Source organism: Dokdonella sp., assembly GCF_041395345.1.
Classification (GTDB): Bacteria; Pseudomonadota; Gammaproteobacteria; order Xanthomonadales; family Rhodanobacteraceae; genus Dokdonella.
In genome coordinates this window covers 110,119-133,874 of record NZ_JAWLAR010000005.1, presented here as the reverse complement: position 1 = coordinate 133,874, position 23,756 = coordinate 110,119, and the positions used below count along the sequence as shown (strand labels likewise).

At 62.6% G+C, this 23,756-nt stretch carries 19 protein-coding genes; 14 read left to right on the top strand and 5 right to left on the bottom strand.

What is annotated here, in order from left to right:
• Positions 1 to 32 precede the first annotated feature (32 nt).
• The 7 genes from R3F00_RS06250 to R3F00_RS06220 all read left to right on the top strand — a co-directional run bounded on the left by R3F00_RS06250 (position 33) and on the right by R3F00_RS06220 (position 11,165).
• Positions 33 to 1,025: a DUF58 domain-containing protein gene (locus R3F00_RS06250; RefSeq protein WP_371280888.1), complete on the top strand. Its 993-nt coding sequence runs from the start codon at positions 33 to 35 to the stop codon at positions 1,023 to 1,025.
• Entirely contained in the window at positions 1,022 to 1,504 is a 483-nt protein-coding gene (locus R3F00_RS06245) for a DUF4381 domain-containing protein (RefSeq protein ID WP_371280887.1), read from the top strand. Before R3F00_RS06250 ends, R3F00_RS06245 begins: the two co-directional genes overlap by 4 nt.
• On the top strand, positions 1,497 to 2,501 hold the full coding sequence (locus R3F00_RS06240; protein WP_371280886.1) for a VWA domain-containing protein: 1,005 nt from the start codon (positions 1,497 to 1,499) through the stop codon (positions 2,499 to 2,501). Before R3F00_RS06245 ends, R3F00_RS06240 begins: the two co-directional genes overlap by 8 nt.
• Positions 2,498 to 4,441: a VWA domain-containing protein gene (locus tag R3F00_RS06235; protein ID WP_371280885.1), complete on the top strand. Its 1,944-nt coding sequence runs from the start codon at positions 2,498 to 2,500 to the stop codon at positions 4,439 to 4,441. The genes R3F00_RS06240 and R3F00_RS06235 overlap by 4 nt, the downstream gene beginning before the upstream one ends.
• Positions 4,441 to 6,138, top strand: a complete 1,698-nt coding sequence (locus tag R3F00_RS06230; protein ID WP_371280884.1) for a BatD family protein — start codon at positions 4,441 to 4,443, stop codon at positions 6,136 to 6,138. Before R3F00_RS06235 ends, R3F00_RS06230 begins: the two co-directional genes overlap by 1 nt.
• Positions 6,139 to 6,193: 55 nt before the next feature.
• On the top strand, positions 6,194 to 8,269 hold the full coding sequence (locus R3F00_RS06225) for a DUF2961 domain-containing protein (RefSeq protein WP_371280883.1): 2,076 nt from the start codon (positions 6,194 to 6,196) through the stop codon (positions 8,267 to 8,269).
• Between the two features lie 103 nt (positions 8,270 to 8,372).
• On the top strand, positions 8,373 to 11,165 hold the full coding sequence (locus R3F00_RS06220) for a tetratricopeptide repeat protein (RefSeq protein ID WP_371280882.1): 2,793 nt from the start codon (positions 8,373 to 8,375) through the stop codon (positions 11,163 to 11,165).
• A gap of 219 nt (positions 11,166 to 11,384) precedes the next feature.
• Here the strand turns inward: R3F00_RS06220 and R3F00_RS06215 are convergent, their stop codons facing one another.
• Positions 11,385 to 11,981 carry a porin family protein gene (locus tag R3F00_RS06215; protein WP_371280881.1) on the bottom strand — a complete coding sequence of 199 codons (597 nt, stop codon included), beginning with the start codon at positions 11,979 to 11,981 and terminating at the stop codon, positions 11,385 to 11,387.
• Between the two features lie 399 nt (positions 11,982 to 12,380).
• Between R3F00_RS06215 and tkt the strand changes: the two genes are divergently transcribed.
• Positions 12,381 to 14,378 carry a transketolase gene (gene tkt, locus R3F00_RS06210; RefSeq protein WP_371280880.1) on the top strand — a complete coding sequence of 666 codons (1,998 nt, stop codon included), beginning with the start codon at positions 12,381 to 12,383 and terminating at the stop codon, positions 14,376 to 14,378.
• Positions 14,379 to 14,582: 204 nt separating this feature from the next.
• Complete coding sequence (locus R3F00_RS06205) at positions 14,583 to 15,359, top strand: ferredoxin--NADP reductase (protein WP_371280879.1); 777 nt, start codon at positions 14,583 to 14,585, stop codon at positions 15,357 to 15,359.
• Positions 15,360 to 15,384: 25 nt separating this feature from the next.
• Here the strand turns inward: R3F00_RS06205 and R3F00_RS06200 are convergent, their stop codons facing one another.
• Together R3F00_RS06200 and R3F00_RS06195 are read right to left on the bottom strand one after the other, a co-directional pair.
• Entirely contained in the window at positions 15,385 to 16,224 is an 840-nt protein-coding gene (locus tag R3F00_RS06200) for a S1/P1 nuclease (RefSeq protein WP_371280878.1), read from the bottom strand.
• Positions 16,221 to 17,108 carry an MBL fold metallo-hydrolase gene (locus tag R3F00_RS06195; RefSeq protein ID WP_371280877.1) on the bottom strand — a complete coding sequence of 296 codons (888 nt, stop codon included), beginning with the start codon at positions 17,106 to 17,108 and terminating at the stop codon, positions 16,221 to 16,223. The genes R3F00_RS06200 and R3F00_RS06195 overlap by 4 nt, the downstream gene beginning before the upstream one ends.
• A 340-nt stretch (positions 17,109 to 17,448) precedes the next feature.
• Between R3F00_RS06195 and gap the strand changes: the two genes are divergently transcribed.
• The gene (gap, locus tag R3F00_RS06190; RefSeq protein WP_371280876.1) at positions 17,449 to 18,462 is read left to right on the top strand and encodes a type I glyceraldehyde-3-phosphate dehydrogenase; all 1,014 of its coding nucleotides are present in this window, start codon (positions 17,449 to 17,451) and stop codon (positions 18,460 to 18,462) included.
• 164 nt (positions 18,463 to 18,626) lie between these two features.
• On the opposite strand, the gene R3F00_RS06185 is transcribed toward gap, so the two are convergent.
• On the bottom strand, positions 18,627 to 19,451 hold the full coding sequence (locus R3F00_RS06185; RefSeq protein ID WP_371280875.1) for a universal stress protein: 825 nt from the start codon (positions 19,449 to 19,451) through the stop codon (positions 18,627 to 18,629).
• Between the two features lie 157 nt (positions 19,452 to 19,608).
• Here R3F00_RS06185 and R3F00_RS06180 point away from each other — a divergent pair, with 157 nt between their 5' ends.
• Together R3F00_RS06180 and R3F00_RS06175 are read left to right on the top strand one after the other, a co-directional pair.
• A complete protein-coding gene (locus tag R3F00_RS06180) occupies positions 19,609 to 20,052 on the top strand; it encodes a hypothetical protein (protein WP_371280874.1) in 444 nt (147 codons plus the stop codon).
• A gap of 38 nt (positions 20,053 to 20,090) precedes the next feature.
• Entirely contained in the window at positions 20,091 to 20,744 is a 654-nt protein-coding gene (locus R3F00_RS06175) for a hemolysin III family protein (RefSeq protein WP_371280873.1), read from the top strand.
• Between the two features lie 81 nt (positions 20,745 to 20,825).
• On the opposite strand, the gene R3F00_RS06170 is transcribed toward R3F00_RS06175, so the two are convergent.
• Positions 20,826 to 21,311 (bottom strand): DUF456 domain-containing protein, encoded by a 486-nt coding sequence (locus R3F00_RS06170; protein WP_371280872.1) that lies wholly within the window; start codon positions 21,309 to 21,311, stop codon positions 20,826 to 20,828.
• Between the two features lie 385 nt (positions 21,312 to 21,696).
• On the opposite strand from R3F00_RS06170, the gene R3F00_RS06165 reads away from it, so the two are divergent.
• Positions 21,697 to 22,011, top strand: a complete 315-nt coding sequence (locus R3F00_RS06165) for a hypothetical protein (RefSeq protein WP_371280871.1) — start codon at positions 21,697 to 21,699, stop codon at positions 22,009 to 22,011.
• On the top strand, positions 22,008 to 23,699 hold the full coding sequence (locus tag R3F00_RS06160) for a hypothetical protein (protein WP_371280870.1): 1,692 nt from the start codon (positions 22,008 to 22,010) through the stop codon (positions 23,697 to 23,699). The genes R3F00_RS06165 and R3F00_RS06160 overlap by 4 nt, the downstream gene beginning before the upstream one ends.
• Positions 23,700 to 23,756 lie beyond the last annotated feature (57 nt).

Here is a 23,756-nt window from a genome sequence, read left to right as displayed (position 1 = left end):
CGCGCGTGAAAGCGAGCTTCAAAAGAACCGCCATGCTCATGGCACGACGTGACGATTCCCGATCTTCGAACCCGCAGGCCGGAATGGATCAGACTTCCGACAAGATGAATACCGGCGTCAAGGTGGCGCTTGATGAGTTGCTTGCCCTGTCGGCACAGGCGCGCGGGAGCAGTCTCGCCGAAGTCAGGCGCAGCAGCGCCGCCAGAACCGGCTTGCACGCCTCTCGATGGCGCGGTCGCGGCGTCGATTTTCGTGAGTCGCGCATCTACCAGGCCGGCGACGATATCCGTCACATGGACTGGCGTGTCACCGCACGCAGTGGACGGCCGCACACCAAATTGTTCGAGGAGGAGCGTGAACACGGTCTGCTGTTGATGATGGATTTCAACCCGGGCATGCGCTTTGGCACACGTGTCCGCTTCAAGAGCGTACAAGCGGCACGCGTGGCCAGTCTGTTCGCGTGGATGGCGACGGCATCCGGTGACCGTGTGGGTGCAATCGGTTTCGGTGGTGGTATCCACAGCGAAGTGAAGCCTGCCAGCGGGCGTCGCGGCGTGCTGCAGGTGTTGCGCGCATTGCGCGACTGGGATCACGCCGCGACATCCGAACGGGAGTCGCTGGCAAGTGCGCTCGAGCGTGCACGCAGGCTATTGCGCCCAGGTACCCGTCTTGTCCTGATCACGGATGGATTCAGTGCGGATGCGGACGCCTGGCCGGTACTGGCCCGGTGTGCCGGCCGCCACGAACTGGGTTGCATCCTGGTGACCGATGCGCTCGAACAGGATCCGCCGCCACCGGGGCGCTATGCGCTGATCATGGCAGGAGAGAAGCGCACGCTCGATTTTGGAAATCGCACGCTCAGGTCGACCTGGAGCCGGCCTTTCGAAACGGTACACGAAACCGCTCGCAGGGAATTCATACGCCTCGGAGCGCGTGTCGTCGAGCTGACAACCGACGACGATGTGCGCCGGGCCATCGTTCCATTCACCGAGCGCGCGCTCGGGCCACGAGACTCGTCGGCATGAGCGAATCTGGCCCCGAACTGCGAGACATTCACCTGCCTGCGGATCCTTCCTGGTGGCCGCCGGCGCCCGGTTGGTGGTTGCTGGCCCTGCTTAGTCTTGGACTGCTTGTCATGGCGGTCGTCTGGATGCGGCGCCGGCTGGCTCGACGCCGATGGCGACAGCGCGTCACCTCCGAACTGGACCGGATTGCCGCCGAATATTCCGCAACAACTGACGCACTGCGCCTTTCCACCGAGGTATCGCAATTGCTGCGGCGTGCCAGCCGATTGCTTGATCCGGCCGCACCAGCCCTGCGTGGCGCAGCATGGCTGGATTTTCTCGATTCGATTCTGGGCGGTGACGATTTCACGAAGGGTGTCGGGCGGGTCTTGCTCGAAGGGCCTTACCAGCGTGCCGCAAACGTTGATGCCGATGCCCTGCTCGACTTGGCGCGTCGATGGTTGCAGCGGCTACTCGAAAACAGGAAGGTTCATGTTTGAGCTGGCCTGGCCATGGATGCTGATCGCTCTGCCATTGCCGTTGCTGGCGGCATGGTTGTTGCCGCGCGCCCGCAACGCGGGCAGCGCGGCCTTGCGATTGCCGCACATGGGCCTGACCCTGCCGCAGGCAGCCGAGTCTTCCCCGGTTTCCAACTGGCGCCGGATTCTTGCCTTGCTGGCCTGGGCCCTGCTGGTTCTCGCTGCGGCAAGGCCACAGTGGCTGGGTGAACCCGAAGAAGTGCCGCGCAGTGGACGCGACCTGCTGCTGGCCGTGGATACATCCGGAAGCATGAGTATCGAGGACATGCAGATCGGCAACTACGCGGCTGATCGTTTTTCGACGGTGCAGATGATCGCCTCGGATTTCGTCGAGCGCCGGGTCGGCGATCGCGTCGGTTTGATCCTGTTCGGCTCGCGCGCCTACCTGCTGACTCCGCTGACCTTCGACCTCAAGACCGTTGCCAGACAGCTGGATGATTCCACCATTGGCCTGGCCGGGCGCGAGACGGCCATCGGCGACGCCGTCGGCCTGTCCGTCAAGCGCCTGCTGGAGCGTCCGCAAGACCAGCGCGTGCTGATCCTGTTGACCGATGGCGTCAACAACGCCGGCGAGCTGGATCCGCAGAAAGCCATCGAACTCGCGGTCGCCAACAAGGTGCGCATCTACACGGTCGGTATCGGTGCCGAGTCGGTCAGCGTCAACAGCCTGTTTGGCAGCCGCACGGTGAATCCATCCGCGGATCTCGATGTCGCCATGCTCACGTCGATGGCGGAACAGACAGGCGGCAAGTTCTTTCGCGCCCGCGACACGGCCGAACTGGCTGGCATCTATCGCGAGATCGATGAACTCGAGCCGATTGCCGACAATGAAGAGACCCTGCGCCCGGTTGACGAAATCTATTTCCAGCCACTTTCGGCGGCCATGTTGCTTGCTGCGCTTGCCATGGCGCTGCCGTGGATGCGCTCGCGCGGCCTGAACCTGCGGGTGCGCCCATGAGTACGCTGGCCGACTTTCACTTCCTGCGTCCGTGGTGTCTGCTCGCACTCGCGTTGTTGCCAATGGCATGGCTTGCCTGGCGACATGTGCGAGGCGAGGCCGGAAACTGGCGCAACGTCGTTGATGCGCATCTTCTCCGACATCTGGTCGAAACCAGTCTCGAGCGCTCGCGCCATGGCGGTGTCTGGCTGGCAGCCGTCATCTGGACACTGGGCTGCGTGACGCTGGCCGGACCGGCCTGGGAGCGCGAGTCGATGCCCCTCTATCGCAACGAGGCGGCACGCATACTGGCTATCGAACTGGCCCCCACCATGCTGGCTGCCGACCTCAAGCCGACCCGCCTCGAGCGCGCCCGCTACAAACTCAACGACATCCTCAAACTCAGTCGAGACCAGCAGACCGCACTGATAGGGTATTCCGGCGATGCCTTTGTTGCCGCGCCGCTGACCGACGATGTGAATACCGTGCGCAACCTGATCGATGCGCTCGACCCCGGTGTCATGCCGGTCGTCGGCAACGCGACCGAGCGCGCCATTGAAGAGGCCCAGCGACTGGTCGAGCAGGCTGGCCTGGCGCAGGGTGAACTGATCCTGCTTGCAGACAGCAGCAGTGATCGTGCCCTCGCCGCGGCCAGGGCTGCAAACGCCAGGGGGCTGACCATTTCGGTACTGGGCATCGGCAGCGGCGTTGGTGCTCCAGTACCGTTGCCGCAGGGTGGATTCCTTCAGGATGCAGCCGGCAACATCGTCTTGCCCAGGCTGGATGAAGCCGGCTTGCGCGCACTTGCCGAGGCCGGAGGCGGTCGCTATGCCCGGATGAGTACGGACGGATCCGACCTCGAATATCTGCTTGACGTGCAGCGCGACAAGTCCGGGGCTAGAAAGGTGGACGATGATCATGCGCTCAGCGAGCACTTCCTCGACCGCGGCCCGTGGTTCGTTCTCGTGCTGGTGCCGCTGGCATTGCTGGCATTTCGCCGTGGCTGGATGATGGTGCTTGCCCTGGCCCTGAATGTCCCGGTACCGCAAGCACAGGCTTTTGAATGGGCTGACTTGTGGCAGCGACCCGACCAGCGTGCAGCTGAAGCGCTGGCGGAAGGGGACGCTGCCACCGCGCAGTCGTTGGCCGCAGATCCGGAGTGGCGCGGCAGTGCGGCCTACCGAGCCGAAGACTTTGAGGCCGCCAGTCAGGCGTTCGCCGAGGCGAAAGGTTCCGAAGCCAGTTACAACCGCGGCAATGCCCTGGCTCGTGAAGGCAAGTATGAAGAAGCCATCGCGGCCTATGAACAGGCCCTGCAGGCAGATCCCGCAAACGAAGACGCCGAGGCCAACAAGCAGGCCGTCGAAGAATGGCTCAAGCGCCAGCAGAAGGAGCAGCAAGACAACAAGCAGGATTCCTCAAGCCAGCAGGGGGAGCAGGACAAGCAGGACAAGCAGGACAGCAACGACAGCGGCGATCAGCAGGATTCGGAACAGCAGCAGGACGGTCAGCCGCAAGACGATCAGCAACAGGATAGCCAGGGCGACAAGCAGGATAAAGACGCAGACCAGGACGACGCGCAGTCAGACGATGCCCAGGGCAAGCAGAAGGATGGTCAGGAGGAGGGCAAGCCCGAACAATCCGGAGACAACAAGCCCGAGCCCGGCGACTCGTCGAACGAGTCGGAGCAGCAAAAATCCAGGGCCGAAGAGGCCGAGGAAAAGGCTCGCAAGGAGCAGCAGAAGCAGCAGCTGAGCGAAGCCATGGACCAGGCCATCGACGGGCAGCAGTCCGATCAGCAGCCGGTTCCGATGGCCAGCCCCGAGCAGGAAGCGGCGCGCGAACAGGAACAGGCCCTCAATCAGTGGCTGCAGCGTGTCCCCGACGACCCGGGCGGTCTGCTGCGGCGCAAGTTCCAACTCGAATACGAACGTCGCCAGCGCGACGGAGGTGGTGGGTGATGAAGATGTTCCTGGCAGCACTGCTGACCTTGCTGCCGCCACTCGCGTCAGCAGCGGGTGGCGCACGTGCGTGGCTGGATCGCGACAGCATGCATCTGGGTGAAACGGTGACCCTGAACGTCGAAGTCGAGGACAGCACCGCGGGTGAGCCCGATTTCAGCGTATTGCTCGACAAGTTCACGTCTCTGGGGACGCAGTCCAGCCGACAGATCAGCATGACCAACGGGTCGACCTCGGCAAAGACGCTCTGGGCGATCGGCCTGGAGCCCAGGCAGGCGGGTGTGCTGACGATTCCAGCGTTCAAGTTTGGCTCGGCCAGCACCGAGCCGCTGACCCTCACCGTGTTGCCCGCAGCCACGGCTGCCCAGGGAACGCCCGGTGACAATGTCTTTATCGAGGTGACGGCGGATCCCGTATCCCCTTACGTGCAGCAACAGGTGCGCTACACAGTAAAACTGTACTTCGCGGTCAACCTCAGCGAAGGATCGCTCGACGAGCCGGCCGCCAGCGGCGTCGTCGTGCAGAAACTCGGGCGCGACAAGCAGTACGTGGCAACGCTCGGCGAGCGCCGCTATCAGGTGCTTGAGCGCAACTACGCAGTGACCCCGGAACAGAGCGGTAGTCTGAGCCTCCCGGCGCTGCGCTTTCGCGGCAATGCCGTGGACAACTCCGATCCGACCGGTTTCTTCAGGCGTGGCCGATCCGTCAGCGCCAGTTCCGACGCGGTCGAACTCGAGGTTCGTTCCAAACCGGCCAGTTGGGGCAGTGCACCGTGGCTGCCTGCTGCTTCGCTGAGCATCAGTGACGAGACCGAATTGCCGACGGAAGTCAGTGTCGGTGATCCGGTGACGCGCACCATTAAATTGCGAGCGCAAGGCCTCGGATTCGAGCAGTTGCCCGAGCTTGAAATCAAGGCGCCGGCGGGCACGGAAGTCTATCCGGACAAGCCCGATACGCGCACGCGCGATGACGGCACCTGGCTGTACGGCGAACGCACGCGCAAGTTCGCCATTGTCCCAACCCGGCCGGGAAAGCTGGTCCTGCCGGAAGTGGAAGTGCAGTGGTGGAATACGGCTCTCGACAAGATCGAGAAATCCGTACTGCCCGCACGCGAAATCAACGTGCTGCCCGGAACTTCGTCGGCGAGCGGACAGCCGCCGGCCGCCGGTGCCGCGAATGCGCAGCCGGGTGGCTTGCGCGGCACTGACGCGCCGATCATCTACCCTTCGGCAAGCGATGGCCCGGATGCGCGCTTCTGGCGTTCGCTGGCGCTGGCGCTGGCTGCGCTGTGGCTGCTCACGCTCGCGCTGTGGTGGCGATCACGGCGCACCCGAGCCGTTGTCGTGGCCAGGTCTTCGGCCTCGGCGAGTGCCCCGGGGCGCAGTGCGTTCCTGCGCGCCACGGCAATGGGTGATCTGGTAGGTGCCGAGCGCGCACTTGTCGCCTGGGCACGCAGTGAGCGATCCGGCGTGCGCAATATCGGCGAGCTCAGAGACGCGCTGGGTGATGATCGTCAACGCAGTGCGCTGGATGATTTACAGCGGGTTCGATATGCAGGGGTCAACCTGGACGGATTGAGCACGCGGCTCGTTTCTGTTTTCCGCGGCGGTTTCGACTGGAAAGACGAGAAGCCAGCAAAGACTGACACGCCCGCACTGCCTCCCCTGTATCCGGATTCCCGCCAGAACAAGAGTTAAGCTTCGCGATTTGGTCAATTCTGGTCACGCGGCAGATTGAGGAAGTTGAAGCGCCATGGCTTTCCGGGTTTCAGTCGATCAGGATCGTGGGGCACGGCTGCTCCTGTACGCCAGCGCATTCGCATGCCTGATGGGAACGCCTGGCCCAGCGTTCGGCTTGCCTTGGGAAATCTGGCAGTCGCCGCAAAGACTGGCCAGCCTCGATGCCGCCGACCGTGTCGTGGAACACTCCAGCCACTGTCCACAAGGCTGTCGCTACGATCGCAGCAACGCGGGCCCCGAAAGTCCTGAGGCCAACCCGACACCGCTGCGCTGGCTGTATCGCGATGGCGCCGAAGTCGTGGTGCTCGACGAGCGCGGCCCCGGTGCCCTGACCCGATTCTGGATGACGACAGGCAATGGTGTTTCCACCTGCATCGATCCGGCAATCCGCATCCAGTTCCGTTTTGACGGTGCTGCAGAGCCTCAGCTCGACCTGCCACTGGCTTCCCTGTTCGATGGCAGCAAGATGCCCTTTACGCCCCCCCTGGTGGCCGATCGCTTCAGCTCGAGTGGCGGCTTCGTGAGTCGCGTGCCGATGGCTTATGCGCAGTCGCTGCGGATCAGTCTGAGCGGGGCCGAAAGCGGGGCGAATCCGTGCACGGGCGATGATTTCGGTTTGCTCTGGTATCAGTTCATCACCCATCGCCTGCCGTTCGGCAGCGAAATCGCCACGTTCAATCCGATGCAGGATTTTCCGGCCTGGCGAAATTTTCTTGATCAACGCGGCGGCGATCCATGGAACGCCATGCTTGCGCCGCAGGCGTTCCAGGACACGCTGCAACCCGGGGCTTCATTGCCCTTGGCCAGTCGCGCTGGCAGTGGCTGGTTGCGCGGCATTCGCATGCTGGTTCCTATCGACCGGCGCCCACACATTCACTTGCGTGTGGTGGTCGACGACGAGATCGCTGTGGACATGCCATTGGCCGATTTCTTTGCGACCCCGGAACAGGCCAGCGTGCAAACGCGCAGCGTCTTTTTTGGCGAGGATGCGGTGGGACGCCTCTACTCATGGTGGCCGATGCCCTACCGGCAAGGCGCAAGCCTCGAGCTGGTAGCAGGACCTGCGCTCGATTCGGCCGTAGCGGTCAGCGGCGATCTCAGCGTCGATACGGAGCCGGTGCCGCCGAGCGCCGGTCGGTTCATCGCCAGCTTGGCCGATCGTTGCACCGATGCGGGCGAGTTCGAATTGCTCGAAGAACGCGGTGCAGGAAAAATCGTCGGCGTGGCGGCGCGCTATCGGGCCGACGGGGTTGCAACGCGTGGCTATCTGGAAGGGGACGAGCGCGTCGTGCTGGATGACGCGATCACACCGGTCTGGTACGGGACCGGCGTCGAAGATTTCTTTGACGCCGGCTTCTATTTCGATGGCGGGGCGTTTTCCTCGGCATTGTCCGGGGCCAGTGAAGTCGATCCGGATGGCAATGGAACTACGTCGGCGTACCGCATTCTTGCCACCGATCCGATTGCCTACTCGCGCTCGATCCGCTGGACCCAGGAAGCCGGCTATTCGCCAGGGCTGCCCGTACCGACTTGTCTGCGCAGCGTCGTCTATCGCTATCAGGGCAGCCGGCCGCTGGCGGTCAGTCTCGGTCGATTCGAAGTAGGTGATGCAATACAGGCAGCCCGCTACCACTATCAGGCATCACCGTGGGCCAACTGCGCCACCCAGTCGGGTCAGTACTCCAATGAGCCCCCGCGCAATCGCACGGCACTCGATTGCCGCTACAGCGAAGGCCTCAGCCGCTTCGCCTTCACTCCGCCCCAGATAGCCGGGCCGCTGCGATTGCGTCGTACCTTCGATGCGGCCTACGGTATTCCCGGTACGCTTGCTTCCGCATCTGCGGCCGAAGTCCGCGTGAACGGTGTTCGCGCCGGGTGGTTTCCACCGGCAGCAGCCAATCGGGCGAGGCGATGGCAGGAGCAGGAAGTCCTGCTCGCCGACTTGCCCGGCGCCAGCCAGCTTGAATTTGAGATCGTTCCTGAATCTGGCAGCCATGCTGCAGGTTTCGGGGAGTCAGCCTGGGAACTGCTGGGCGGCTGGGTTGATCCGGTGTTCTCTGATACTTTCGATGGTTCTGGAGTCAGATAGGGGACTATCGACTCGGCCCCGGAAATGTATCAACTCAGTGCTTCTACCGCTGGCGGGAGAAGGAATAGCTTTGTCGACCTCCTACTGTTTACAGGCCCTATAGATGAACGACAGCGAGCACGGCGCCACGATTCGTCGCCTGTTCGACGCAGTCCGAGCGCTTCCCGAATCCGCGCGTCATGCGCGCATGCTCGAATTGGGCGCCGATCCGCTGCAGATCGCCGAAGTTGATTCGCTGTTGGTTGCCGATGCCGAGACTTCGGCCTGGGTCGACGGCCAGTCAGCGCGAGCGGATGGCGCGGCCCAGGGTGATGCCGAGCTGGGTGTCGGGGACATGCTTGGTTCCTGGCGCCTGCTCGAGGAAATCGGCACCGGTGGCATGGGCGCGGTCTATCTCGCCGAGCGCAGCGACGGCCACTTCGATCAGCGCGTTGCGATCAAGCTGATTCGCGGCATCCCCGATACGCAGACCTTCGTGCACTTTGCCCGCGAACGGCAGATCCTGGCCAAGCTGCAGCATCCGAATATCGCACGCCTGCTCGATGGCGGCGCAACGCCGGGCGGGCAACCCTACCTGGTCATGGAACACATCGAAGGTATCCGGATCGAACGCTATTGTGCCGATCATGCGCTTGACCTTCTTGACCGCATCAGGCTTTTCCAGAAGGTTTGCGAAGCCGTGCACTTCGCCCACCAGCGTCTGGTCGTGCATTGTGATCTGAAGCCGTCCAACGTGCTGGTGCGCAGCGATGGAACGCCGGTATTGCTGGACTTTGGCATCGCGCGCGCGCTCGACCAGCAACCCGGCGGTCGCGAGGAGCAGTCGGCCAGCGCCTGGGTCACTCCACTTTATGCGAGTCCCGAGCAATTGCGCGGCGAAGTCGTGACGACAGCAAGCGATGTGTTCTCGCTGGGTCTGATCCTGTTCGAATTGCTGGCAGGCCGACGTGCGCGCGTGGATGCGCAGGACCACACCATCACGCTGCTCGGGAAGGCCGCCGTACGCCCCAGCGATCTAGCCAACGCGATGCCCTGGAGCTCACGCCTGCGCGGCGATCTTGATGCGATCGTGCAGCGCGCAACCGCAAGCGATCCGGCCCAGCGTTACGATTCCGCAGAAGCGCTCGCGCTTGATCTTCAGCGCTACATCGAGTTGCGACCGGTTACCGCTCGCCGGTCCTCGGCCGCTTATCGCATCGGTCGACTGATGCGCAGGCGTTGGCCTGCGTTTGCAGCGATGGCCGCGGTCCTGGTCCTGGCCGCCGCATTCACCTGGCAACTCGCGATCGAGCGAGATCGCGCGCTCAATGCCGAACAGGAAGCGAAGACCCAGGCGAAGACAGCCGAGCAGGTCAGCGACTTTCTCGTCTCGGTATTCAATGTATCGAATCCAAAGTCCAAGCAGGATCGGACTATCAGTGCTCGCGAAGTTCTCGACCAGGGCGCGCAACGAATCGATGCCGAACTCGAGGATGCGCCGAGGGTCAAGGCGCGGTTGATGGAAGTGCTCGGCACGGCCTATCGCTATATCGGCGAATCGGCCCGTTCCGTCGAATTGCTCGAGCGCGCGGCGCAGCTCTATCAGGATCCCCGCGTGGCCCAGCCGTTGTCGGCTGCCAATGTCCTGAGTTCGCTGGCCGTCGTCTACAGCAATAACGAGTATCCGGCGAGCAAGGCGGAGAATGCGGCCCTGCAAGCCCTGGCTCTTCGCGAGCGGTTCGCCGAGGCGGATTCACTGCCAATTGCCGATGCGCTGAATACGCTGGCGATCGTGCGCCAGGGCCAGGATCAGCTGGATGAGGCAGAGGCCTTGTTGAAGCGCTCGCTGGCCATTCGCGAGCGCCGGGCGGGGGCCGAATCAGTGTCGGTTGCCAGCAGCCTGCACAATCTGGCGCGCACCGAGTACTTGCGCGGCGAGGATCTCGAAAAGGCGATCGCCTATTTCGAACGTGCGCTGGACCTCAAACGCCGACTCGGCGGCGAGCATGATCCGGATTTCGAGATCACCCAGGCCGAACTGGGCAAGGCTCTGCGTGATGCAAGACACCATGACCGCGCTCTGGAAGTTCTCGGTGACAATCTCGCGCTGGCCACGGATCTGTATGGCGAGGACAGCGAGCATGTAGCGGGAGCGCACAACGAGCTCGGCTATCTGCTGCACGACATGGGCCGGTTCGAGGCGGCGGCGCAGGAATACCGCGCGTCGATGGCGATCCGGACCCGGCTCGGCAATGCTGAAGTGGCCTCATTCGCCATTCCCCTGAACAACCTCGCCTCGGCGCTTGAAGATCGGGGCGACTACGCCGCGGCCGAGCCGTTGTTCAGGCGTTCACTGGAGTTGCGCAGGAGCGGTCAGGATGCCGACAGCACGATGATCGCGCACGCCGAATACAATCTTGCGCGTCTGCTGCTGAAGCTGGACAGGCCTGAACAAGCCGGTCCACTCGACGCATCGGCGCTGGCGATCTATCGCAAGCACTACGACGACGACAGTCGCAACGTGATCAAGGTCAAGCTGCAGGAAGTTCAGCGCCTTCTGGACCTGCAGGAAGTCGAGCAGGCGGATGCCTTGCTGAAACAGGTGAGTGCATCCAGGGCCACGTTCAATGATGCGTCTCTGGCAAAACGCCATGGGCTCGCCGCGCGCATCGCGGAACGGCGCGACGACATCAAGTCTGCGCTGGCAGAAAGCGAGCAGGCCCTGGCCGCGATTCGAAAGGCCTGGGGCGAACATCATCCGTTGGTGCTTGCGTATGCGCTCCAGTACGCGCGTCTGCTCAGTCGGGAGGGACAGGACGCCAAGGCACGCGCGCTGGTGGCGAGTGTTGCGGATCTCGCCGATTCCTTTGCCGAAACCTCGCTGGAGCGCAAGCAACTGGCTCGCTGGCAGCGTTGAGCGGGTGCGCCTGGCAGCAGCACCCAGTCACCGGGGATCAGCGGGTCAGAGAGTCATGCTGCATGGAAGGAGCCGACCCGTTTCCGGGTCGGTCCAGGTGGCATCCTTGCCCTGTGGTCCTTGTCGGCACATGTTGCCATCCAGGTGTGTCGTCCATGTTGCACGATCGAAACGATCGCCCTGCGACGTGGACGAGTCACGGCATGGCCGTCGTGTCGTTTAGAAACGCACCTCTCCGCTGACCGAAACGAGTCCGGTATCGAGGTTGAGGCCGTTCTTGCCAGCCTTGTAGTAGTCGTAGTTCAGGCCAAGGCTGAAGTTGTTGCTGAAGTCGTAGCCGAAGCCCGCGCCGGCGTACCAGTCATTGCTGCTGCCATCGACCTGAACCGGAATACCAAGCACCAGCGTGTCACCCTTGATGTCGGCACTGAACAGACCGGTACGACCGCTGAGGTACCAGGTATCGCTCAAATTCAGATGCGCATTGACGCCAACTGTCCAGCCGCTGAGATCCGCCTTGCCCACGGGCAGCGGGGCGGGCAGGACCTCGACGACATCAAACTTGGGCGAGAACTTGCCGAGATCCGTATAGCCGCCCTCGATGCCGAGGGCGAATGCCGGCGAAATGGCCCAGCGATAGCCGGCATTGACCTGGTAGCCGGTGTCGCTGTCGTCATAGACGCCCTTGTTGAGAGTGGCTTCGCCGACGCTTCCGTTGACGAAGAAGCCGCCTTTGTCCTCGGCGGCATGGCTCAGTGCAGGGAGGGCGAGCAATCCTGAGGTGGCCATCGCAACTACGAGCAAGGTGTTTTTCATGGGTTGTTTCCAGTGTTCTCAGAGTGGGGATGAGCCCGGAACCGCATTGCGGAATCGGGACCCGGAGTTGGATGCTGAAGCTCAAAAAGCGTTCGGCCCCAGCTCCGGACTCCTTATCTGGGGTTCAGCTGCAGGTTTACAATACCCGTCGGTTCAATAAACCAATCGCTCAAAAAAAAGACTATCCGTCAATGACTTGTGGCAAGCATCCTGCCTTGGAGTCGCCCCTGTCGCAGATTTTCCGATACCAGAAGAGTGGTCGAGAACGGGCAATGGCGGGAATCTCGCCTTGCCGGTGGGGCAACCGGGCGAAAAGACAAGCCGGCCCCGATCGGCGACAATGCGCACCCTTTGCGGTCACCTGTCGGTTCGGCCGCGTCATCCAGTCGAGTCCGAACAATGTCGAGCCGTAAAGAACTCGCCAACGCCATCCGCGCGCTGGCCATGGACGCAGTTGAAGCTGCGAAATCCGGACATCCGGGCATGCCGATGGGCATGGCCGATATTGCCGAAGTGCTGTGGAACGACTTCCTTCGGCACAATCCCGGCAATCCCAAATGGGCCAATCGCGACCGTTTCGTGTTGTCGAACGGCCATGGATCGATGCTGATCTATGCGCTGCTGCATCTGACCGGGTACGACCTTCCCCTGGCCGAGCTGAAGAATTTCCGTCAGCTGCATTCGAAAACCGCGGGTCATCCGGAATACAGCGAAACCCCGGGCGTGGAAACCACGACAGGTCCGCTGGGGCAGGGCCTGGCCAATGCCGTCGGCATGGCGCTGGCGGAAAAAGTGCTGGCTGCGCGATTCAATCGGGAAGGATTCGAGATCGTCGATCACAACACCTATGTCTTCCTCGGCGATGGTTGCCTGATGGAAGGCATATCCCATGAGGCCGCCTCGCTGGCCGGAACGCTGAAGCTGGGCAAGCTCGTTGCCGTATGGGACGACAATGGCATCTCGATAGATGGCGAAGTCGATGGCTGGTTCACCGATGACACGCCGGCACGATTTGAAGCCTATGGCTGGAACGTTGTCCGCGACATCGATGGGCACGATCCGGAAGCGGTCAGCCAGGCCATCCGTCTGGGCCTGGAAGAGTCGGACAAACCCACCCTGATCTGCGCGAAGACCGTGATCGGCTTTGGCGCACCGAACAAGCAGGGCAAGGAATCCTCGCATGGTGCTCCGCTCGGCAAGGACGAGGTAGCCGCAGCACGCGCGCGACTCGGCTGGGAGCACGCCGAGTTCGTGATACCCGACGCCGTCTACGAAGCGTGGGACGCGAAAGAGAAGGGTGGCGAGCGCGAATCCGCCTGGAACGCGTTGTTTGCTTCCTATGCGAAGGCGCATCCGGAGCTTGCGAAGGAATTCGAACGTCGCCAGCTGGGTGATCTGCCGTCCGGATTCGCGGCCGCTGCAGAGGCATGGATCGAGAAACTGCAAGTCGAAGGCCCGGCCGTGGCGTCGCGCAAGGCTTCGCAGATGGCGCTTGATGCGCTTGGACCGTTGTTGCCCGAGCTGATCGGCGGTTCGGCGGATCTGGCCGGCTCCAACCTGACCCTCTGGAAAGGATCGAAGAATGTCATCGGCAATGACGCCTCGGCCAACTATATTTATTACGGCGTGCGCGAATTCGGCATGAGTGCCATCGCCAACGGTCTCGCGCTGCATGGCGGTTTCATTCCCTACGATGCGACCTTTCTCGTGTTCTCGGACTACGCGCGCAATGCCGTGCGCATGAGCGCCCTGATCCCGACACGTGCAATCCATGTCTACACGCATGACTCGATTGGCCTCGGTGAAGACGGCCCGACCCATCAGCCGGTCGAGCATCTGGCCAGCTTGCGCTATATCCCGAACAACCATGTCTGGCGTCCCTGTGACGCAGTCGAGTCGGCGACTTCGTGGAAGCGCGCCATTGAGCGTGCGAACGGGCCTTCCTGCCTGATCTTCTCGCGCCAGACGCTGGTCCATCAGCCGCGCAACGCAGCGCAGCTGGCGGACATCGGGCGCGGAGGCTATGTGCTGTCCGATCCGCCCGGCGCAAGATTTGATGCGATCCTGATTGCGACCGGCTCCGAGGTCGAAATCGCCATGCAGGCGATGCGTATTCTTGCCGACCAGGGCGTTGCGGCACGCGTGGTCTCGATGCCTTGTACGAATGTCTTCGACACCCAGCCAGTCGAATACCGCGAAGGCGTGTTGCCGTCCTGGTGCCGTCGACGAGTTGCGGTCGAAGCGGGCGTCACCGATTTCTGGCGCAAATATGTCGGCCTCGATGGCGACGTCGTCGGGATCGACACGTTTGGCGCATCCGCGCCGGCGGATGCGCTTTACCAGCACTTCGGCATTACCGCCGAGGAAGTGGTGGAACGGGTAAAGGCACTGCCCTGATCGGAACCGCGCGACCAGGCTTGCGCTACCCCTTCGGCCGGCCTCGCTGGCGATTGCCGGGTGAGCCGGGTCCGCATCGATGGCCCGCTGTCCCGTCCTTCCTGATTGATCCCGGTCAAGTGCTGACGCGGGTGCCTGACGGATCATGGGCGACATTGATCGACGCGAATGTTTGCGCCGACGTTGAATTATCTGGGTGAATGCATGGCAGCTTTCAACACGGAGCGCGTGCTCAGCGTGCGCCACTGGAACGAATTCCTTTTCAGCTTTACGACAACGCGCGATGCCGGACTGCGCTTCGAGAATGGCCAGTTCATCATGATCGGCTTGCCGGTCGATGGTCGACCGCTGCTTCGGGCCTACAGCATTGCCAGTGCCAACTACGAGGAGCATCTCGAGTTCTTCAGCATCAAGGTGCCCGATGGTCCGCTGACTTCGCGGCTGCAGCACCTGCAAGTCGGTGACGATATCCTGATTGGAAGCAAGCCGACCGGAACCCTCCTGCTGAACGACCTCAAGGCCGGAAGCCATCTCTTTCTGCTCTCGACCGGTACCGGGCTTGCGCCCTTTCTCGCGATACTCGGCGATCCCGAAACCTGGGAGCGTTTCGACAAGGTTGTCCTTGCCCACGGTGTCCGTCACATCGATGATCTGGCCTATCGCGACTACTTCGAAAAAGTACTGCCGGCAAACGAGTATTTCGGCGAATCCGTTCGTCGCAAGTTCATCTATTATCCGACGGTGACGCGAGAGCCTTTCCGGAATCAGGGCCGCATCGACGAGTTGCTCGACAATGGCAAGCTGTGTGCCGATATCGGTTTGCCGCCACTCGACGCGACAACCGATCGGGCCATGATCTGTGGAAGCCCGGCCATGCTGAAGTCGATCAGCAACCTGCTCGATTCACGCGGGTTCGAGGTTTCCGCGCGCATTGGCTCGCCCGGCGACTACGTGATCGAGCGTGCCTTCGTGGATCGTTGAGGCCATCGCCCGGCGTTGCCTGAATCTATCGGAGCGACTGGTTCAACAACATCGCCAGTCGCGCGGATGCGCGCTGAATCTGCTGGTCGACCGTCTCGAGTTGATCCGCAAGGTAGGCCGGCGTGAGGTTCCTGCTGGCTGGATACACGCCGTCCCGGGTGATGCGGCACGACTGTTCCGCCCATGCCCGTGGATCGCCATCGGCGACTGCCGGCGATTCGAGCGCAAGCCGCTGTGCATAGGCTTGCCAGCTGACCTTGCGGCTGGCAATGATCCTCGAATCCCAGACCGAGTGCAGGTTGCCGCCCTTGCCGTCGAGCCGGATCTGAAACAGGTTGCCACCCTTGTCAGGCCGGTATCCCGCATGCAACGGCTGGTGCACGTCGGCGACGAAGTGCACGAGAAAGCGCAGGGATTCCGCGCGCTCCGCATCGGAGAGGCTTCGGTCGCCGAGAGCATCTGCGTACCGGTCGATTGCGGCAACGACGCATTGTCCGCGAGCGCAAATGGACTCGGCCTCGAACTGGCAGCGCGCATCGTTGAAATTCACGTAGTGCATGCGTGAGGTGCGGCGCGACAATTCCCGCTGCGCCGGATCTTCGCGCACGTCATCCGCCCAGTTCGAAACTTCGGCAAGGCTGCCTTCGCCGCTGATCGCGAGCAGGCGCAGCACTTCCGGGCGGACCGACTCGTCGAGTTGCGCTTCCGCCAATGTGGCCACGATGCGGTGCCCGTCCGGGCCCCAGGCCGAGGCTGGGGTCGCCGTGGTCAGCAAGGCGGTGAGGAGGATGGCCAGGATGGGGTGGAACTTGAAGTGTGGCAGGCGCCTGCAGCTCCGATTGCGTGCGACACGCGGTGACCTCATGTTGAAAAGCCTGCTGCATCGAGCGGCAGCTTGAAGAAGACTTGATCGCCCGTCTCCGGACTGGGCAGGCGGCCTCCGCGAATATTCATCTGCAGCGACGGCCAGAGCAGTTTCGGGACCGGCAGGGTGGCATCGCGTTTTTCCCGCAGGGCGACGAATTCCGCTTCGCGGGTGTCGGCCTGGACATGGATGTTGGAGGCCTTCTGTTCGGCGATGGTGACCTGCGAAACGGCTTCCTCGCCATCCGGCGGGTAGTCGTGCGCGAGGTAGAGCCGTGTCGTGTCGGGCAAGGAGTAGAGTCGCTGTATCGAACGAAACAGCGTGGCCGCATCGGCACCCGGAAAATCGCAGCGGGCGCTGCCTCCGCGCGGTGCAAACAGCGTGTCGCCGATGAAGGCTGCGTCGTCGAACAGGTAAGTCACGCTGTCCGCCGTGTGCCCTGGCGTGGCAATGACGTGTGCTTCGAGGTCGCCGATGCACAGCGTGTCGCCATCGCGGAACAACGTATCGAACTGGCGTCCGTCGGCGACGAACTGGTCATCCAGATTGAGCTTCTGCTTGAAAGTGGCCTGTACGGCAAGAATGCCCTGGCCGATGCCGATCGCTGGCGCCGCACCGGCGCTACCGAGTGCGTGCTTGAGCCAGGCGGCAGCCGTCAGGTGATCAGCGTGCGCGTGAGTTTCGAGGATCCAGTCGATCCCGAGTTGGGCAGTCGCGACATATTCGAGCAGACGCTGGGCGCTGCCTGTGCTGATCTGGCCCGAGTACAGGTCGAAATCGAGGACCGGATCGATGATCGCTGCACGCAGGGTCTCTGGATCGACCACGATATGCGTCCAGGTGCCCGTGGCGCGGTGGTGGAAGCTGCGGACCTGCGGTTTCATGATCCAGGCACCCAAAGCGAAAGACTGGAACGGGAATTTACCAGCTTCGCTGCCGAAGGCGGTTGCCCTCCACGCATTCCCAGCCTGAATCCCGGTTCCATTGGCCGCTTCCGCAGGGGCCTCGAGTCTTGCGGCAGCGGCTGGTCCGCGAGTATGCGCTGTGACGGGTCCGGCCTGGGCATTCAGGGCTGACAATGGCAGGCCTGGGCCGCAAACGGTGTGCTGATCGCGAGTCTGTCTTCTTCTCGATTGGTCCCACCCCAATGGCGCTGTGCGTGCGCTTGGCGGTACCGCTAGAATAGCGGCCCCTTTCGCTTTCCGTGTCCCAAGGAGTGTGTCCATGTCAGTCAAGGTCGCCATCAACGGCTATGGTCGTATCGGTCGCAATGTCCTGCGCGCGCTGTACGAAGCGAAGCGCAATGGCGAGATCCAGATTGTCGCCGTGAACGATCTTGGCGATGCCGCGACCAATGCGCACCTGACCCAGTACGACACTGCACACGGCAAGTTTCCGGGCGAGGTCGGTGTCGATGGCGGCGACCTGATCGTCAACGGAGATCGCATCAAGGTGCTGGCCGAACGCGATCCATCCAGGCTGCCCTGGGCAGATCTCGGCGTCGACGTCGTGCTCGAGTCGACCGGCTTTTTCACGACCAAGGAAAAAGCTGGTGCGCATATCGCCGGAGGCGCGAAGAAAGTGATCATCTCCGCGCCGGGTGGCAAGGACGTCGACGGCACCTTCGTCTATGGCGTCAACCACGACCAGCTCAAGGCCAGTCATCAGGTCATTTCCAACGCTTCCTGCACAACAAACTGCCTCGCTCCGCTGGCAAAGGTGCTCAATGAAAAGATGGGTCTCGTGCATGGTTTGATGACAACGATCCATGCTTACACCAACGATCAGGTGCTGACCGATGTCTACCACTCGGATCTGCGCCGAGCACGTTCGGCAACCCATTCGCAGATCCCGACCAAGACAGGAGCGGCGGCGGCTGTGGGCCTGGTACTGCCGGAACTCAATGGCAAGCTGGATGGCTTTGCCATGCGAGTGCCGACGATCAATGTGTCGGTGGTCGACCTCTGTTTTGTCGCTGGCCGCGATACCAGCGTCGAAGAAGTGAATGCAACCGTCCAGGCCGCGGCCGATGGTCCGATGAAGGGCGTGCTCGGCGTCAATACACAGCCTCTGGTTTCGGTCGACTTCAACCACAACCCGCTGTCGTCGATCTTCGATGCCACCCAGACCCGCGTCATGGGCGGCACCCTGGTCAAGGTGCTGTCGTGGTACGACAACGAATGGGGTTTCTCGAACCGCATGCTCGATATGACTTTGGCGTTGATGAAGGCCAAGTAAGCCGAGAATGGGAAATCGGGAGTGGGAAATGGGAAAATCAGGAGCAGCAGGTCAGTCCTGCTAAAAGTTTGAGTCATCGAATTGTGCGGGATTGCCGCAGCAAGGAATCTTGTCGGGAGTCTGCTTCAACCGACTCCCTATTGCCCACTCCCCACTCCCGCTCCTCAGTGCGCCACCAGCAAAGGCAGGTTGCTCTGCTGGAACAGGTAGCGGGTCACGCCGCCGAGAACGAGCTCGGTGATGCGTGACTGGCCCCAGGCACCGAGCACGATCATGCCGGCGTCCGCCTTGTTGGCTGCTTCGAGTACGGCCGGGCCGTGGTCCTTGTGGGGCTTGAAAGACTGGAACTCGGCATGGATTCCGCGGCGTTGCAGCCAGGCGCGCAGGTCCAGTTTCGGGAGGTTGTCCAGGCCGAGCGGGCTCGGTGTCGGCTCGCCCTCCAGTACGGTCACCTTGTCCGCCTGCCTGAGTAGCGGCATCGCGCCGTGAATTGCCAGCGCAGCTTCACGGCTTGCATTCCAGGCCACCAGAATGTGTTCGCCAACCTTGTCCACTTGCGCCATTTCGGGAACCACGACCACCGGCGTCGACGTTCCGAAAACGGTGCGAGAGGCGATTCCCCAGCCGGTAGGCGCATCCGGATTCGAGATCGGCCTTTCGGTCACGACCAGATCCGACCAGCGTGCGGCATGGCACAGCGCATCAACCGGATCGCCTTGCACAACCTCGAAATCGCCGCTCAGTCCAGCCTTGTCCAGCTGCTGCCGCCACCACGGTTCGCGTTGACGGGCCTCGTCGAGAAGGTGGCTGGTTTCGTTGACCTGCACGGCGACTGCTTCCGGCGAGACGAATGCTGCCGTCGACAAGGCCACGACATGTAAGCCCAGCACGTGTGCGCGCAAACGCCCGGCCAGGGCCAGCCCGGCCCGGGTTGCCGGCGAATCGCCTTCGCATCGGCGCAGGTGAATGACGACATCATGATCAGACATGACGAGTACCTCGCTCAATGATGAATGCCTTGAGTTTACGCCGGGATACCTCAACAAGTGCAGCCGGCAGGATGATCGCGCGTGTGCCGAATTGCCTCGCGTTGTGATTGACCACCACTCCAAGCAGAATGATCCTTTCCGGACGAGGACCAGACCCATGCCCAGGATCGCGAACATTCGCTGCATGAACCTGGTCATCCTGTTCGCCATTGCCTCAGCTCCTGCGCGCGCTGCCGGTCCGATCGATTGCGAATTGCGCTTCTCGATGTCGGGTTGGTCGATTTTCTATCAGCAGGCATCCGGCGTTGGCACGGTCACTTGCGACAATGGCCAGTCGATGGAGGTGCGGATTTCGGCCAAGGGTGGCGGCCTGACGGTGGGCAAATCCACGATCGATGACGGACTCGGAAAATTCACCGAGGTCTATGCGATCGAGGACATCATCGGCACCTACGCAGCCGCCGAGGCGCAGGCCGGGGCCGACAAGGCTGCCAGTGCCCGGGTCGTCACAAAGGGAGCCATTTCCCTCGCCCTTTCCGGTACCGGGCGGGGTTGGGGTGTTGGCGTGGCTTTCGGCAATTTCGTTATCACCCGGCGCTAGGTGGCACAATCCTTTCGTTTCGCCAGACGCCAGTGGCCATGTCCAATACCGCAGCACATCCACAATATTCGGCCACCGAGGAGCTGGCATCCAGCCTCAGTCATGCCCTCGGCATCGTGCTCAGCATCGCCGGGCTCGCGGTGTTGGCGGCATTTTCTGCGCTGCACGGTGGCGGCTGGCGAATTGCCAGCGTCTGCATCTATGGAACCACGCTGATCCTGCTGTACACCGCATCGACGCTCTATCACGCCGTTCCAAACCCGCGCGCCAAACCCATCCTGCGACTGCTGGATCATTCGGCAATCTACCTGCTGATCGCCGGAACCTACACGCCATTCGCCATGATCAGTCTGCGCGGCAGCTGGGGATGGACGCTGTTTGTGACGGTCTGGATCCTGGCCATACTCGGCATCGCCATGGAACTGCGTCATGTGCGAAACCGGATAATCGCCGCATTGCTCTACGTCGGCATGGGTTGGGTCGGAATTTTCGCAATCGGGCCGCTCATGCAGAACGTCGAGCCAGCCGGACTGTGGCTGCTGTTTGGCGGCGGACTCTGCTACACCCTCGGCGTCCCGTTCTACCTTTGGAGACGACTGCCCTACAACCACGCGCTCTGGCATCTGTTCGTGCTGGCCGGAAGCGTGCTGCAATTCTTTTCGGTCCTGCTTTACGTATTGCCGGAGCGTTGAGCTCTCGACGCAGTCCCTGTTCGCCCGCCGAGCGCCCCGATGCATGTCGGCAAATGCGCGAATCGGTTCGGCACGAACCGGCTAGATCAAATAGGCCAGCGCGAAGACGCCGAGCATGGTGAAGCACAGGGCAATCTTTGCCAGGGTGCCAAACACGAATCCCAGCCAGGCGCCAAACCCGACTGCCGCTGATCGGCGCAGATTGCTGCCTGCGATCAACTCGCCCAGCACAGCCCCCACAAACGGCCCGAGAATCAGGCCGATGATGCCGAAGAACAGGCCGACGATCGTGCCGAGGGCTGCGCCGAACAAGGCCCAGCCGCTGGCGCCGACACGCTTCGCGCCGAGCAGCCCCGCAAGCAGATCGACCAGCAGCGCCAGCGCGGTCAATAGGCCGAGAATGGTCAGCGTTGGCCAGCCGATATGGACGAAGTCACCTGCCCATGCAGCGATCAGCATGCCGGCAAATACGACAGGAACGCCTGGCAGCGCGGGCAGGATCGTTCCGGCGAGGCCAATCAGGATCAGCAAGGTAGCGAGCACATACAGCAGGATCTGGGTTGTCATCGCTGAGCCGGGTTTATGGGGCAGCGAATTCTAGCCGCCCGCTCGCTGTGGTGCCGAATCTGCTCGCATTGCCCCGCGGCCTCGATCCCGAATGAGACGGCTGTCACATTTCGACGCGGCCTGACGCATTTTTCTCCCTATCTGAAGAGCCGCCGAAATCACCTGAAAGTTCTTCTCTTTCAGATGATCCTGCCTGAAAAGACTTCCATATCAACGCCATACAACATGGTTTCAGGCATTGCGCGGATCGCCGAACTGCAAGCCAAAGGAAACTTGGCACAGCTCGTGCTGTGTCGGGCGCAAACGGGTTGGCAATTGCAGTTGCCAACTTCAGGCCAGCGGATCCGTTGCCGACGGATTCCATCACCTATCGGGAGTATTCCGAATGCGATCCAAGCAACCACGGCTACGCGTCTTGGCCGTCGCGTCCGGCGTCATTGCACTGGGCTCCGTCGGCCTCGCGTTCGCGGGGGGCGGATATGCCTTGCGCAACGGCACGGTCGCCAGCAGTGGTGACATCGTTTCCAACGACTGCTTCACGCTTTCCTCAACGATCGGCGAGCCAGCGGCAGGAACCTTATCCAATGGATCGGTAACCGTAACGGCTGGATTCCAGGCAACCACCGAGAACAGCGTGATTGTCCTCGACACGATCTTCAAGAACGGCTTCGACTCCCAACAGGGGAATTGCTCACTATGAAAACCAGAAATCTCGTCCTTGCCATTGCCCTTGTCCTCGGCGCCTGCTCCGCAACAACCGTATGGGCGGGCGGGCCCGCGCCGCAGATGCCCGACTTCGTCTACCAGGGCAAGATCGAGCAGAACGGTCTGCCGGTCGATGGCAATGTCAACCTGACTTTTTCGCTTTGGGACGCCCAGTCGGGCGGCACGCAGTACGGCTCGCTTATCAGTGAACCGAACTACCCGGTCGTCGACGGTGTATTCAGCATCAACCTGGCGTTCCCCGGCGGGTTCACCGGAACCCAGATGTACATAGAGGTCAGCGTCAATGGTTCGACCCTGCCCCGGCAACCCGTCGCGACGGCACCTGTCGCCCAGTTTGCATTGAATGGCGTTCCTGGCGAGCAGGGCCCGGTCGGGCCCGCAGGCCCGGTCGGTCCGCAGGGTGTTGCCGGTCCGGAAGGCCCGGTCGGTCCCGCAGGTCCGGCGGGTCCGCAGGGTGAAGCCGGCCCGCAGGGCGTGGCGGGTGCCGATGGTGCTCAGGGTCCGCAAGGTGATACGGGACCGGCCGGAGCGCAGGGACCCCAGGGAACTGCGGGTACCGATGGCGCGATGGGGCCCGCAGGCGCACAAGGTCCGCAGGGTGAGACGGGTCCGCAGGGCGCAGTGGGTCCACAAGGCGAGGCGGGACCGATCGGTCCTCAGGGAGCGCAGGGCGAAGCAGGTCCGACAGGCCCCCAGGGTCCGCAAGGTGACGCGGGTCCGATGGGTCCACAAGGCCCGACCGGTGCCGATGGTTCGCAGGGTCCTCAAGGTGATATCGGTCCGATAGGCCCGCAGGGGCCACAAGGTGACACCGGAGCGATCGGTCCGCAGGGTCCACAAGGCCCGACCGGTGCCGATGGTGCGCAAGGTCCGCAAGGTGACATCGGTCCGATGGGTCCGCAGGGCCCGCAAGGCGACGCGGGTCCGATGGGTCCCCAGGGCGTGGCCGGCGCCGATGGTCCGCAGGGTCCTCAAGGTGACATCGGTCCGATGGGTCCGCAGGGCCCGCAAGGCGACGCGGGTCCGATGGGTCCCCAGGGCGTGACCGGTGCCGATGGTCCGCAGGGTCCTCAAGGTGAAATCGGTCCGATAGGCCCCCAGGGGCCACAAGGTGACACCGGACCGATCGGTCCGCAGGGCCCGCAAGGCGCTGTGGGTCCGATGGGTCCGCAGGGTCCCCAAGGAATGGCTGGCAATGACGGCGCGCCGGGTGTCGATGGCGCAACGGGTCCGGCAGGTCCGGCAGGCCCCATGGGCGCAACGGGCGCACAAGGTCCAGCGGGTCCAGCGGGTACCCTGGTGCCGTTCTTCGGAAGCTCCTATTTCAACATGTCGACTAATTCCGCGACCTATGTGGGAATGGGCGAGTCGGCGACGACCGATTCCAAGGTCGCAATACCCTTGCCGGTATCGGGTGGGATCGGTGGACTTCGGGTGCGAACCAGTGCAACGCCGGGCAACGGCAACCAGTACACCTTTACCCTGTTCGTCAACGGATCCGCGACGGCAGCAACCTGCGTCGTCGCCAATACGGCACAGGCCTGCAGCTACACGGGGGCAAGTGTCGCCGTTGCAGCCGGAGATCGTGTTTCTCTCCAGGCGATTCCGGCCAGCAATCCAAGCCAGACATCGGTAACCTGGTCCTATTACATTGCACAATAGGCAATGAAGCCGACAAGGGATGCCGCATTGTCGTGATACGTGTCGGGCCCGATCTGG

Excerpts from the sequence above, each read along its gene's own strand:
- R3F00_RS06175 (WP_371280873.1), top strand. The coding sequence starts at position 20,091 with ATGTCCAATACCGCAGCACATCCACAATATTCGGCCACCGAGGAGCTG.
- R3F00_RS06225 (WP_371280883.1), top strand. The coding sequence starts at position 6,194 with ATGGCTTTCCGGGTTTCAGTCGATCAGGATCGTGGGGCACGGCTGCTC.
- R3F00_RS06170 (WP_371280872.1), bottom strand. The coding sequence starts at position 21,311 with ATGACAACCCAGATCCTGCTGTATGTGCTCGCTACCTTGCTGATCCTG.
- tkt (WP_371280880.1), top strand. The coding sequence starts at position 12,381 with ATGTCGAGCCGTAAAGAACTCGCCAACGCCATCCGCGCGCTGGCCATG.
- R3F00_RS06240 (WP_371280886.1), top strand. The coding sequence starts at position 1,497 with ATGTTTGAGCTGGCCTGGCCATGGATGCTGATCGCTCTGCCATTGCCG.
- R3F00_RS06230 (WP_371280884.1), top strand. The coding sequence starts at position 4,441 with ATGAAGATGTTCCTGGCAGCACTGCTGACCTTGCTGCCGCCACTCGCG.
- R3F00_RS06245 (WP_371280887.1), top strand. The coding sequence starts at position 1,022 with ATGAGCGAATCTGGCCCCGAACTGCGAGACATTCACCTGCCTGCGGAT.
- R3F00_RS06165 (WP_371280871.1), top strand. The coding sequence starts at position 21,697 with ATGCGATCCAAGCAACCACGGCTACGCGTCTTGGCCGTCGCGTCCGGC.
- R3F00_RS06250 (WP_371280888.1), top strand. The coding sequence starts at position 33 with ATGCTCATGGCACGACGTGACGATTCCCGATCTTCGAACCCGCAGGCC.
- R3F00_RS06160 (WP_371280870.1), top strand. The coding sequence starts at position 22,008 with ATGAAAACCAGAAATCTCGTCCTTGCCATTGCCCTTGTCCTCGGCGCC.
- R3F00_RS06185 (WP_371280875.1), bottom strand. The coding sequence starts at position 19,451 with ATGTCTGATCATGATGTCGTCATTCACCTGCGCCGATGCGAAGGCGAT.
- R3F00_RS06180 (WP_371280874.1), top strand. The coding sequence starts at position 19,609 with ATGCCCAGGATCGCGAACATTCGCTGCATGAACCTGGTCATCCTGTTC.
- R3F00_RS06205 (WP_371280879.1), top strand. The coding sequence starts at position 14,583 with ATGGCAGCTTTCAACACGGAGCGCGTGCTCAGCGTGCGCCACTGGAAC.
- R3F00_RS06200 (WP_371280878.1), bottom strand. The coding sequence starts at position 16,224 with ATGAGGTCACCGCGTGTCGCACGCAATCGGAGCTGCAGGCGCCTGCCA.
- R3F00_RS06220 (WP_371280882.1), top strand. The coding sequence starts at position 8,373 with ATGAACGACAGCGAGCACGGCGCCACGATTCGTCGCCTGTTCGACGCA.
- R3F00_RS06235 (WP_371280885.1), top strand. The coding sequence starts at position 2,498 with ATGAGTACGCTGGCCGACTTTCACTTCCTGCGTCCGTGGTGTCTGCTC.
- R3F00_RS06215 (WP_371280881.1), bottom strand. The coding sequence starts at position 11,981 with ATGAAAAACACCTTGCTCGTAGTTGCGATGGCCACCTCAGGATTGCTC.
- R3F00_RS06195 (WP_371280877.1), bottom strand. The coding sequence starts at position 17,108 with ATGAAACCGCAGGTCCGCAGCTTCCACCACCGCGCCACGGGCACCTGG.
- gap (WP_371280876.1), top strand. The coding sequence starts at position 17,449 with ATGTCAGTCAAGGTCGCCATCAACGGCTATGGTCGTATCGGTCGCAAT.